At 71.7% G+C, this 11,761-nt stretch carries 8 protein-coding genes; 3 read left to right on the forward strand and 5 right to left on the reverse strand.

What is annotated here, in order from left to right:
- The first annotated feature begins 70 nt into the window (after nucleotides 1–70).
- Together C3486_RS08155 and C3486_RS08160 are read left to right on the forward strand one after the other, a co-directional pair.
- On the forward strand, nucleotides 71–2,101 hold the full coding sequence (locus tag C3486_RS08155) for a thioredoxin domain-containing protein (protein ID WP_103831907.1): 2,031 nt from the start codon (nucleotides 71–73) through the stop codon (nucleotides 2,099–2,101).
- Between the two features lie 288 nt (nucleotides 2,102–2,389).
- Nucleotides 2,390–3,409, forward strand: a complete 1,020-nt coding sequence (locus C3486_RS08160; RefSeq protein WP_103831908.1) for an NADP-dependent oxidoreductase — start codon at nucleotides 2,390–2,392, stop codon at nucleotides 3,407–3,409.
- Nucleotides 3,410–3,917: 508 nt separating this feature from the next.
- Here the strand turns inward: C3486_RS08160 and C3486_RS08165 are convergent.
- A complete protein-coding gene (locus C3486_RS08165) occupies nucleotides 3,918–4,640 on the reverse strand; it encodes a hemolysin III family protein (RefSeq protein ID WP_103831909.1) in 723 nt (240 codons plus the stop codon).
- Nucleotides 4,641–4,869: 229 nt separating this feature from the next.
- Between C3486_RS08165 and C3486_RS08170 the strand changes: the two genes are divergently transcribed.
- Nucleotides 4,870–6,690: a phosphoenolpyruvate carboxykinase (GTP) gene (locus C3486_RS08170; protein ID WP_103831910.1), complete on the forward strand. Its 1,821-nt coding sequence runs from the start codon at nucleotides 4,870–4,872 to the stop codon at nucleotides 6,688–6,690.
- A 114-nt stretch (nucleotides 6,691–6,804) separates the two neighbouring features.
- Here C3486_RS08170 and C3486_RS08175 read toward each other — a convergent pair whose 3' ends face one another.
- The 4 genes from C3486_RS08175 to C3486_RS08190 form a co-directional block, all read right to left on the reverse strand.
- Nucleotides 6,805–7,206 carry a hypothetical protein gene (locus C3486_RS08175; RefSeq protein ID WP_103831911.1) on the reverse strand — a complete coding sequence of 134 codons (402 nt, stop codon included), beginning with the start codon at nucleotides 7,204–7,206 and terminating at the stop codon, nucleotides 6,805–6,807.
- An 83-nt stretch (nucleotides 7,207–7,289) separates the two neighbouring features.
- Nucleotides 7,290–8,501 carry a pyridoxal phosphate-dependent aminotransferase gene (locus C3486_RS08180; RefSeq protein WP_103831912.1) on the reverse strand — a complete coding sequence of 404 codons (1,212 nt, stop codon included), beginning with the start codon at nucleotides 8,499–8,501 and terminating at the stop codon, nucleotides 7,290–7,292.
- 237 nt (nucleotides 8,502–8,738) lie between these two features.
- Entirely contained in the window at nucleotides 8,739–10,364 is a 1,626-nt protein-coding gene (locus tag C3486_RS08185; protein WP_103831913.1) for an amidohydrolase family protein, read from the reverse strand.
- An 81-nt stretch (nucleotides 10,365–10,445) separates the two neighbouring features.
- Entirely contained in the window at nucleotides 10,446–11,738 is a 1,293-nt protein-coding gene (locus C3486_RS08190) for an amino acid deaminase (RefSeq protein WP_103831914.1), read from the reverse strand.
- Between the last annotated feature and the right edge of the window lie 23 nt (nucleotides 11,739–11,761).

An 11,761-nucleotide genomic window follows, 5' to 3' on the forward strand; every position in this document is an offset into this window, starting at 1 on the left:
GTGCCGGGCGTTGCGCGCCCGGCGGATCCGCTTCGCACCTCCGGGCGCACCCGTGAGAGAGGATGGCCCCATGCCGAACCGCCTGGCTCATGAGACTTCCCCGTATCTGCTCCAGCACGCCGACAACCCGGTCGACTGGTGGCCGTGGTCCGCCGCGGCGTTCGAGGAGGCGCGGCGGCGCGGCGTGCCGGTGCTGCTCAGCGTCGGGTACAGCAGCTGCCACTGGTGCCACGTCATGGCGCACGAATCGTTCGAGGACGAGGCCACCGCGCGGCTGCTGAACGAGAACTTCGTGTCGGTGAAGGTGGACCGCGAGGAGCGGCCGGACGTCGATGCCGTGTACATGGAGGCCGTGCAGGCCGCCACCGGGCACGGCGGCTGGCCGATGACGGTCTTCCTCACGCCCGATGCCGAGCCGTTCTACTTCGGTACCTACTTCCCGCCGGAGCCGCGGCACGGCATGCCGTCGTTTCCCCAGGTCCTGGAGGGCGTGAAGGCCGCATGGACGGACCGCAGGGAGGAGGTCGGCGAGGTCGCGGGGAAGATCGTCCGGGATCTCGCTGACCGGTCGCTGGCCGCCGCCGGCGCGCAGCCGCCGGGGCCCGATGACCTGATGGCCGCGCTGCTGCAGCTGACCAGGGATTTCGACGCGACGCGCGGCGGATTCGGCGGCGCGCCGAAGTTCCCGCCGTCGATGGTGCTGGAGTTCCTGCTGCGCCACCACGCGCGCACCGATTCCGAGGGCGCGCTCGACATGGTGCGGGCCACCTGCGAGGCGATGGCGCGCGGCGGCATCTACGACCAGCTCGGCGGCGGGTTTGCGCGCTATTCCGTGGACGCGGAATGGGTGGTGCCGCACTTCGAGAAGATGCTCTACGACAACGCGCTGCTGTGCCGCGTGTACGCGCACCTCTGGCGCGCCACCGGCTCCGGCCTCGCCCGCCGCGTCGCCCTGGAGACCGCCGACTTCATGGTCCGCGAACTCCGCACCGACCAGCTCGGCTTCGCCTCCGCGCTGGACGCCGACAGCGACGACGGCACGGGACGGCACGCCGAGGGCGCGTTCTACGTGTGGACGCCCGCTCAGCTGGCCGAGGTGCTGGGGGAGGAGGACGCCCGGGTGGCCGCCGCGTACTTCGGCGTCACCGAGGAGGGCACCTTCGAGGAGGGCGCCTCGGTGCTCCAACTCCCGGACGCCGACGGGCTGAACGATGCCGAGCGGATCGCCTCCATCAAGGAGCGGCTGCTCGCCGCCCGTGAGGAGCGGCCCCGCCCCGGCCGGGACGACAAGGTCGTGGCCGCCTGGAACGGGCTGGCCATCGCGGCGCTCGCGGAGACCGGCGCGTACTTCGACCGCCCGGACCTGGTGCAGGCCGCCACCGACGCCGCCGACCTGCTGGTCCGCGTCCACATGGACGGCCGGGCACGGCTGCACCGCACCTCGCGCGACGGCGTCCCCGGCACCAACTCCGGCGTGCTGGAGGACTACGCGGACGTCGCCGAGGGCTTCCTCGCGCTGTCCCAGGTGACCGGCGAGGGCGTGTGGACGGACTTCGCCGGGCTGCTCCTGGACACCGTGCTGGTCCACTTCCGGGGGCCGGACGGCTCGCTGTACGACACCGCCGACGACGCCGAGACGCTGATCCGCCGCCCCCAGGACCCGACCGACAACGCCACGCCCTCCGGATGGACCGCGGCGGCCGGCGCCCTGCTCTCGTACGCCGCGCTCACCGGCAGCGCGCCGCACCGGGAGGCGGCGGAGGGCGCGCTCGGCATCGTGAAGGCGCTCAGCGGCCGCGCCCCGCGCTTCATCGGCTGGGGGCTCGCGGTCGCCGAGGCGCTCCTGGACGGCCCGCGCGAGGTCGCGGTGATCGGCTCGTACGACGACGAGGCCACCCGTGAGCTGCACCGCGCCGCGCTGCTGGGTACCGCGCCCGGCACGGTGGTCGCGGTCGGCGCCCCCGGGAGCGAGGAGGTGCCGCTCCTCATGGACCGGCCGCTGGTCGGCGGGCGGCCCGCGGCCTACGTGTGCCGCAACTTCACCTGCGAGCGGCCCACCACCGACCCGGGCGAGCTGGCGGAACGCCTGAAGGACGGCTGACCGGAAGGCGGACCGGACTGCTGAACGGAAGGCCGACCGGGCTGCTGAACGGAAGGCCGACCGGCCTGCTGAACGGGCGGCCGGATCCGCCGCGCCTCCGTACGCGGCGGGCCGCGCCCCCCCCGTACGACGTCGGACTGCCCCGGATACCGCGGCGGGTGGCCCCCGTACGACGGCGGGCTGCCCCGCCGCGGCACCGGGTGGGCCGCCCCGCCGGTACCGGTGGAAACACGCCGGACCTTCCCGATCCATGGCCTCCGCAAGGGTCTCGCGGGCTAGCGTCGTGCCATGACCATCCGCAGTGAAGTCCCCACCACCCACCGCGAAGTACGGCTCGCAGCGCGTCCCGACGGCCCGGTCACCGACGACCTCTTCGAGATCGCCGAGGTGCCCGTGCCGGAACCGGCGCCCGGCCAGGTCCTCGTCCGCACCACCACCATGGGCGTCGCGGCCGTCATGCGCACCCTCATGGACGAGCAGAGCGCCGTGCCCATGCCGCACTACGAGATCGGCGCCCCGCTGCACGGCGCGGCCGTGGGCGAGGTGGTGGCCGCGCCCGGCACCGACTTCGCCCCCGGTGACCTGGTCGAACACCGGCTCGGCTGGCGCGAGTACGCCGTCATGGACGCCTCCCAGGCGCAGCGCCTGGAGTCCGGCCTGCTGCCCGATCCAGCGGCGTACCTCTCCCAGGGGCCGACCGCGCTGATGGGCATCGGCCGGGGCGCCGACGTACGCCCCGGCGACACCGTCTTCATCACCGGCGCGGCGGGCGGCGTGGGCTCGCTGGCCGGGCAGCTGGCCAAGCAGCGCGGTGCGGCCCGCGTCATCGGCAGCACCGGCTCGCGCACCAAGGCCGAGCGGCTGATGGACGGGCTCGGGTACGACGCGGTGGTGATCCGGGGCGAGGGGCCGGTCCTGGACCAGCTGCGCAAGGCGGCGCCGGACGGCGTCGACGCGCTCTTCGACAACGTCGGCGGCGAGCAGCTGCAGGCCGCGCTCGCGCTCGCCAACCGCGGCGCCCGGTTCGCGATCGTCGGCGCGCTGTCCGCCCAGATGAATTCCGGTGCCTCCGCCGTGACCGAGATCGACACGCTGTCGGTGCTGTCCCGCGGCATCACCCTGCGCGGCATGGCGCTCTTCGACCACCTCGACCTCGTCCAGGAATGGAACCGGCTGTTCGGGCAGGGCCTGCGGGACGGCACGCTGACCTTCCCGCACGTGCGCTTCGAGGGCATCGAGCAGGCGCCGCGCGCGCTGCGGGAGTTGACCGAGGGCCGGCACCTGGGCGCGGTGCTGGTCGACCTGTAGAGACGTTTCCGCGCCGGGCTCGTGCGAGCGGACGCCGCTCCGCGAGGCCCGGCGCGTGCCCCGCGCCGTTCCGCAAGGCCCGGCGCCGCTCCGCGCCGCCTCGTGAGCGGCCCGCGCGCCCGCTCGACGCCGCCTCGCGGAGGTCCCCGCGCCCGCTCCGCGCCGCCTCGCGAAGGCCCGTGCGCCCACCCCGTGACGCCGTACGCCCAGGCCGCCGACGTCAGGCGGTCTCCCCGTTGTCAGTGGGATGTGTAACGCTCTAAGAGCGCACAGTCACATTCAGTGAGAGCTGGAGGGGGTGTTGCGAATGCGTGCTGCGCTGCACGGAGCGGTCGTGCTGGCCGCCGCGGTGTGTGTGGGCGGGTTCCTGCTGGGCGGGACCGCCGTGGTGCTCGCGCTGGTGCTGGCCGGAGTGGCGGCCCTGACATGGCAAGTGGCCGCGGCGTCGAGGCCGCGGCCACGGTGGGGCCGGATCGCGGGGAGCGCCGCGGTGGTGCCCGGGCCCGCGTCAGGCGTGCGAATAGGCCACCAGCGAGATGCCGACGTAGTGCACGACGAAGGCCGCGAGGGTGAAGGAGTGGAAGACCTCATGGAAGCCGAACCACCGAGGTGACGGGTTCGGGCGCTTGATCCCGTAGATCACGCCGCCCGCGCTGTAGAGCAGTCCGCCGACGATCACCAGCACGAGGACGGCGATGCCGCCCTTCTGCAGGAAGTCCGGGAGGAAGAAGACCGCCGCCCAGCCCATCGCGATGTAGCACGGCGTGTAGAGCCAGCGGGGTGCGCCCACCCAGAAGACGCGGAAGGCGATGCCGAGGGCGGCGGCCGCCCAGATGCCCCAGAGGAGCAGGTCCCGGCGGCCGTCGGGGAGCAGCAGGATCGTCAGCGGGGTGTAGGTGCCCGCGATGATCAGGAAGATGTTGGCGTGATCCAGCCGGCGCAGGATGCCGGTGACCCGCGGGCCCCAGTTGCCGCGGTGGTAGATGGCACTGACGCCGAAGAGCAGGCAGGCGGAGAGCGTGTAAATACCGCACGCCACACGTCCGCGGGTGCTGTCGGCCAGTGCGGTGAGCATGACCCCCGAGAAGAGCACGGCCGGGAACATTCCGGCGTGCAACCACCCCCGCAGCTTCGGCTTGAGCGGGGCGGTGAGCGCGGAGACCGCGGAGGTCACGGCCTGAGCTGGGCTTTCGGTCGTGTGGCCGGCGGTGGCTTCGGGCGCGGAAGACATGGGCGCCAGCCTATCTACGCCACCGTAAGTTACGGATCAGTCTGTGAGTGGTGACGGTCACCAAGGTGCCCTCTGGACAGAATCCGGTCGGCGTCGGATGATCAAATGAGTGCGGTCGGCACCGGATGAGCGGTCACGAAGCATCCGGGTCGCAGCCCCCAAGGGGCCAACATCTACAAAAGCGGACATTGTGCTGATGTTCGCATAAACCCCTCATCTAGGAGCGATCGTGGCGCGCGACAACGCGGCTCCCAAACCCCCGACCACCCACAAGGACCTCATCGCCTGGGTCGATGAGATCGCGTCGATCACCCAGCCGGACCGCATCGTCTGGTGCGACGGCTCGGAGGCGGAGTACGAGCGCCTGTGCGAGGAACTGGTCGCCAAGGGAACGTTCAAGAAGCTCGACCCGATCAAGCGTCCCAACTCCTACTACGCGGCGTCCGACCCGAGGGACGTCGCCCGCGTGGAGGACCGCACCTTCATCTGTTCCGAGAAGGAGGAGGACGCGGGCCCGACGAACCACTGGCAGGACCCCGCGAAGATGCGCGAGGTCTTCACCGGTGAGGACGGCATCTTCCGGGGCGCCATGCGCGGCCGGACGATGTACGTCGTCCCGTTCTGCATGGGCCCGCTCGGCTCCCCGCTCTCCGCGCTCGGCGTGGAGATCACCGACTCGGCGTACGTCGCCGTGTCGATGCGGACCATGACCCGCATGGGCCAGCCGGTCCTGGACGAGCTGGGCTCGGACGGGTTCTTCGTCAAGGCCGTGCACACCCTGGGTGCCCCGCTCGCCGAGGGCGAGGAGGACGTGCCCTGGCCGTGCAACTCCACCAAGTACATCTCGCACTTCCCCGAGGACCGCGAGATCTGGTCCTTCGGCTCGGGCTACGGCGGCAACGCCCTGCTCGGCAAGAAGTGCTACGCGCTGCGCATCGCCTCCGTCATGGCGCGCGACGAGGGCTGGCTCGCCGAGCACATGCTGATCCTCAAGCTCACCCCGCCGCAGGGCGAGTCGAAGTACGTCGCGGCCGCGTTCCCCTCGGCCTGCGGCAAGACCAACCTCGCCATGCTGGAGCCCACGATCTCCGGCTGGACGGTCGAGACCATCGGCGACGACATCGCCTGGATGCGGTTCGGTGAGGACGGCCGCCTCTACGCGATCAACCCCGAGGCCGGCTTCTTCGGCGTCGCGCCCGGCACCGGCGAGCACACCAACGCCAACGCCATGAAGACCCTGTGGGGCAACTCCGTCTTCACCAACGTCGCGCTCACCGACGACGGCGACGTGTGGTGGGAGGGCATGACGGAGGAGACCCCGGCCCACCTCATCGACTGGAAGGGCAACGACTGGACCCCGGAGTCGGAGACCCCGGCGGCCCACCCCAACGCCCGCTTCACCACCCCGGCGGGCCAGTGCCCGATCATCGCGCCCGAGTGGGAGGACCCCAAGGGCGTGCCGATCTCGGCGATCCTCTTCGGTGGCCGCCGCGCCAGCGCGGTGCCGCTGGTCACGGAGTCCTTCAACTGGCAGCACGGCGTCTTCCTCGGCGCCAACGTCGCCTCCGAGAAGACCGCCGCTGCCGAGGGCAAGGTCGGCGAGCTGCGCCGCGACCCGTTCGCCATGCTGCCGTTCTGCGGTTACAACATGGGTGACTACATGGGCCACTGGGTCAAGATCGGCAAGAACGCCGACGCGGCCAAGCTGCCCAAGATCTACTACGTCAACTGGTTCCGCAAGAACGACGAGGGCAAGTTCGTCTGGCCCGGCTTCGGCGAGAACAGCCGCGTCCTGAAGTGGATCGTGGAGCGCCTGGAGGGCAAGGCCGACGGCGTCGAGACCCCCATCGGCATCCTGCCGACCAAGGAGTCGCTGGACACCGAGGGCCTGGACCTGCCCGAGGCGGACCTGGACTTCCTGCTCAGCGTCGACAAGGACGTCTGGCGCGACGAGGCCTCGCTGGTCCCCGAGCACCTCAACACCTTCGGTGACCACACGCCGAAGGAGATGTGGGACGAGTACCGGGCGCTGGTGCAGCGTCTCGGCTAGCGGAAACGATCATGCAAGGGCCCGTCACCGGCTGGTGACGGGCCCTTGCGTACGTGGAACTCCGGGAGCGGACGGGGTGAGCACCACACGCCCCCGGAGGGCTCGGGGGCGCGGTCAGACCGCGGCCGGCTTCCGCTCGTCCTCGTGCAGCCGCAGCAGCTCGGCGGCCAGCGCGGCGGCGGCCTTGTCGGCCCGGGAGTTGGCCACGACCAGGGCGTTCCCGGCGAGCGTGCGGACGCGTCGGCGGAGCGAGGGCACTCGCTCCGGATCGCCGCCGGACGGCAGGGCACGCAGCGGGTGGTCGCCGCCGCGCAGCCGGGCCACCTGCTCGGCGAGCCGGTCGGCGGCGTCGTCGAGCGCGGCGTCCGGCGTCAGCGCGCGCAGTTCGTCGAGGGTGGTCAGCAGAGCGGTCAGATGCCCGGCGAGCCGGATGTCCAGTTCCTCCGCGCGGGAGCGGTGCGGGAAATCCTGCTCGGCCATGGTGTGGACCGACTTGGTGCGGATCGGCTCGTACATGGAATGGCCTCCTGGCAACGTCAGGAGACCATCCTACATTAGACGGTGTCTAAAGTTGTGCCGCGTACAGTCGCGGATTCCGTTCAGTACTGTCCGTAACCGTCCAGGAAGTTGCCGATGCGGGTGACCGCGTCCGTCAGATCGTCCTTGTTCGGCAGCGTGACCAGGCGGAAGTGGTCCGGCTCCGGCCAGTTGAAGCCCGTGCCGTGCACGATCATGATCTTCTCGGCGCGCAGCAGGTCCAGCACCATCTGCCGGTCGTCCTTGATCTTGTAGACCTTCGGGTCCAGCCGCGGGAAGGCGTACAGCGCGCCCTTGGGCTTCACGCAGCTGACGCCCGGGATCTGCGAGAGCAGCTCGTACGCCGCATCCCGCTGCTCCAGCAGCCGGCCGCCCGGCAGCACCAGGTCGTTGATCGACTGTCGGCCGCCCAGGGCCGTGGCCACCGCGTGCTGGGCCGGCATGTTGGCGCACAGCCGCATGTTCGCGAGGATCGTCAGGCCCTCGATGTACGAGGTGGCGTGCGCCTTCGGGCCGCACACCGCGAGCCAGCCGCTGCGGTAGCCCGCCACCCGGTACGCCTTGGACATGCCGTTGAACGTCAGCGTCAGCAGGTCGGGCGCGAGGGCCGCGAACGGCGTGTGCGTCACGCCGTCGTAGAGGATCTTGTCGTAGATCTCGTCGGCACAGACGATCAGGTTGTGCCGACGGGCGATCTCCGCGATGCCGCGCAGCAGCTCGTCGTCGTAGACCGCGCCCGTGGGGTTGTTCGGGTTGATGACCACGATGGCCTTGGTGCGGTCGGTGACCTTCCGCTCGATGTCGGCCAGGTCCGGCATCCAGTCCGCCTGCTCGTCGCAGCGGTAGTGCACGGCCGTACCGCCGGACAGCGACACCGACGCCGTCCACAGCGGGTAGTCCGGGGCGGGGACCAGCACCTCGTCGCCGTCGTCGAGCAGGGCCTGCATCGACATCTGGATCAGCTCCGAGACGCCGTTGCCGAGGTAGACGTCCTCCACCGACAGCTCGATGCCGCGGGTCTGGTAGTGCTGCATCACCGCGCGCCGCGCGGACAGCAGGCCCTTGGCGTCGCCGTAACCGTGCGCCGTGCCGACACTGCGGACGATGTCCTCGAGGATCTCCGGCGGGCACTCGAAGCCGAACGCCGCGGGGTTGCCGGTGTTGAGCTTGAGGATGCGATGACCTGCCGCCTCCAGCCGCATCGCCTCCTCAAGAACCGGGCCACGGATCTCGTAGCAGACATTGGCGAGCTTGGTTGACTGGATCACCTGCATGTCCGCCACCTTACGGGCGGGCGCCGGGCGCCGCCCGGTGTTATGGGCCACGCAGGACACGGTGGGGGCGCGGGTGCCGGGCGGCCTCCCGCACCCCTTACTTGTGCTTTCCAAGCCGTGTGTGAGGCGCGGCCGATATTTCGCATGTGCGGGCCATCGCGCGCTTCGTCATCGAAGCCGGGCAACGGAATCCGCAGGTCGCCCGGTGCGGCGCCCGTACCCGGTGTGAGCTTCGACTCAGCCGCGTGCCGTCGGCGTACGCCGGACCGCCCGGCCCGCGAGTACGTCCGTGCGCTTGCCGTCCTCGATCACGAAGCGGCCGTCGATCAGCACGTGCGGGATGCCGGAGGGCAGCGTGCGCGGCTCCTCGAAGGTCGAGCCGGCGGCCACCGTCTCCGGGTCGAAGAGCACCAGGTCGGCGCGGTATCCCTCGCGTACGAGGCCCCGGTCCGGCAGCCGCAGCCGTGCGGCGGCCCGCCCGGTGAGGTGCGCGACGCACTCCTCCAGCGAGAGGATGCCCAGCTCACGGACGTACTTGCCGAGGTACTGGGGGAACGTGCCGTACGCGCGCGGGTGCGGCTTGGCGCCCTGCAGGATGCCGTCGCTGCCGCCGGTGTGCACGCGGTGCCGCATGATCTGCCGGACGTTCTCCTCGTGCCCGACGTGCTGCAGGATCGTCGAGCCGAGCCGGTCCTCGATGAGCAGCCGGCGGGCCGTCACCCACGGCTCCTCGCCGCGCTCGGCCGCGCTCTCGGCGACGGTCTTGCCGACGTACCCGGCGAGCTCGGGGTGTGCGACGCCGGAGATCTCGATGGTGTCCCACTCCATCGGGACGCCGTGACAGCCGTCCGCGCCCTCGACCTCCATGACGTGCCGGATGCGGGCCGCCTCGGCGTCGTCCCGCAGCCGGGCCAGGATCGCGTCGGGCCCGCCCTCGCTCGCCCAGCTCGGCAGCATCGCGACCAGCGTGGTGCAGCCGGGGGTGTAGGGGTAGGTGTCGAGACTGATGTCCGCGCCGGCGGCCAGCGCCTCGTCCAGCAGGGCCAGCAGCTCGGGGGCGCGGCCCTCGTTCACGCCGAAGTTCATGGTGGCGTGCGCGAGGTGCAGCGCGCAGCCGGCCTCGCGGGTGAGGCCGACCATCTCCTCGTACGCCTGGAGGGCGCCGGCGCCGTACGAGCGGTGGTGCGGGCAGTAGTAGCCCTCGTACCGGGCCACCACCCGGCACAGCTCGGTCAGCTCGGCGTCCGAGGCGTACATGCCGGGGGTGTAGGTCAGGCCGGAGGAGAGGCCGACGGCGCCCTGCTCCAGGCCCTCGGCCACCAGCTGCTTCATGCGGGCCAGCTCGGCGTCGGTGGCGGGCCTGTCGTCCCAGCCCAGCGCGAGCATCCGGACCGTGCCCTGGGGGATCAGGTACGCGGCGTTGACCGCGATGCCGTGGCCGTCGAAGCCGTGGTCCAGCCGGTCGAGGTACTCGCCGACCGAGCGCCAGCTGAAGTCGATGTCCGAGCCGTCGCCGTTCCAGCCCGCGATCTGGGCGCGGACCTCGGCGAGGGTGCGGTCGTCGACGGGCGCGTACGACAGGCCGTCCTGGCCGATGACCTCCAGGGTGACGCCCTGCGCCGCCTTCGCCTCGTGCGCGGGGTCGCGCAGGAGGGCGAGGTCGCTGTGGGCGTGCATGTCGATGAAGCCGGGGGCCAGCGCCAGGCCGTGTGCGTCGATGGTGCGGCGGGCCGTCGGGCGGGCGCCGCCGTCGCCCGCGCGGTGGATCGCGGCGATCCGGCCGTCGGCCAGCGCTACGTCGGCCCGGTACGAGGGGCCGCCGGTCCCGTCTATGACGTTGACGTCACGGACCACGGTGTCCATGGGGTTGCCTTTCTTGCGGCCGGTGGGCGGGGCACGCGGCCTCCGGCCGCGTTGTCCTCAAACGCCGGACGGGCTGGGAGGTCAGAAGAACGTGCGGACGTAGTCCGTCACCGTGCCGTCGGCCTCGACCAGGGGGATGAGCTGCCACTTGTCGAAGGACGTGCACGGGTGGGACAGGCCCATCCCGATCCAGTCGCCGACCTCCAGCTCGGCACCCGGCTCGGTGCGGAGCCAGGCGTGCTGGTCGGAGAGGCCCGTCACGGCGATGCCCTCGGCGGGCCGCTCGGCGCCGTCCCGCGCCGACCGCACCACCTGCACCTCGGGCAGGTCCAGGTCGTATGCCGCGTCCCGCTTGCCCGCGTTGGCGAACGCCTGCTCGCCGTTCGGGCGCGAGACGACCTGCGCCCACAGCCGGAAGGCGGGCTGCAGGGCGCCCTCGTCGGGGTGGCGGTTGAAGGGGGTGAGGTGGCGGTAGTGGCCGTCGTCGTGCGAGACGTACGCGCCGGAGCGCAGCAGCTTCAGTACCGGCCGGGACAGCTCGGGCACCTCGGCGAAGACCTCGGCGACCGTGTCGAACCAGGCGCTGCCGCCCGCGCTCAGCACGATCTCGTCCAGGTCGGCGAAGCGGCCCGCCTTGTCGAAGTCGGTGACGAGCGCCACGAGGCGGCGCAGCCAGGCGGCGACCCGCTCGGCGTTCGCGTCCGGCACCTCGCCCTCGTACCCGGCGATGCCGACCAGGCGGAGGGTGTCGGCGGCGGCGACCGCGTTGGCCAGGTCCAGGCAGGTGGCCTCGTCGCGGACGCCGGTGCGTGCCGCGTCGCCCGCGCCCAGTTCGATGACGACGTCCACCGGGCGGGTGGCGCCGGCCTCGCGCAGCGCGGCGTCCATCAGCTCGATGCCGCGGAGCGAGTCGACGTAGCAGATGAAGCGGAAGTCCGGGTCGGCGTCCAGCTCGCCGGCCAGCCAGCGCAGCGCGGCGGCGTCCACCAGCTCGTTGGCGAGGAAGATCCGCTGGATGCCGAAGGCGCGGTAGACGCGGGCCTGGTGCGGTACGGCCGCGGTGATGCCCCAGGCGCCGTGCTCCAGCTGGCGGGCGAAGAGCTGCGGGGACATCGAGGTCTTGCCGTGCGGTGCGAAGGCGAGGCCGTGCCGGGCCGAGTAGGTCTCCATCAGCGCGAGGTTGTGCGCGACCGACTCGGCGGACAGGGCGAGCACCGGGGTGGTGAAGCCGCCGGTGAAGAGGTTGCGGCGCTGGGCCGCCAGGTCGCCGACCGTGAGCCCGTCCGCGTCCGGGGGGAGGGCCTTGAAGCGGTGGTCCACCCGTTCGTCGGCGAGCTGTCCGACGGCGTTGTCGGACCGGGGATCGGCGGCCATGGGGATCTCCTCAATTTTCTTGT

Source organism: Streptomyces sp. Ru73, assembly GCF_002920575.1.
Lineage (GTDB): Bacteria > Actinomycetota > Actinomycetes > Streptomycetales > Streptomycetaceae > Streptomyces.

Coding starts and splice junctions, on each gene's coding strand:
- C3486_RS08155 (WP_103831907.1), top strand. CDS start 71: ATGCCGAACCGCCTGGCTCATGAGACTTCCCCGTATCTGCTCCAGCAC.
- C3486_RS08160 (WP_103831908.1), top strand. CDS start 2,390: ATGACCATCCGCAGTGAAGTCCCCACCACCCACCGCGAAGTACGGCTC.
- C3486_RS08165 (WP_103831909.1), bottom strand. CDS start 4,640: ATGTCTTCCGCGCCCGAAGCCACCGCCGGCCACACGACCGAAAGCCCA.
- C3486_RS08175 (WP_103831911.1), bottom strand. CDS start 7,206: ATGTACGAGCCGATCCGCACCAAGTCGGTCCACACCATGGCCGAGCAG.
- C3486_RS08180 (WP_103831912.1), bottom strand. CDS start 8,501: ATGCAGGTGATCCAGTCAACCAAGCTCGCCAATGTCTGCTACGAGATC.
- C3486_RS08185 (WP_103831913.1), bottom strand. CDS start 10,364: ATGGACACCGTGGTCCGTGACGTCAACGTCATAGACGGGACCGGCGGC.
- C3486_RS08190 (WP_103831914.1), bottom strand. CDS start 11,738: ATGGCCGCCGATCCCCGGTCCGACAACGCCGTCGGACAGCTCGCCGAC.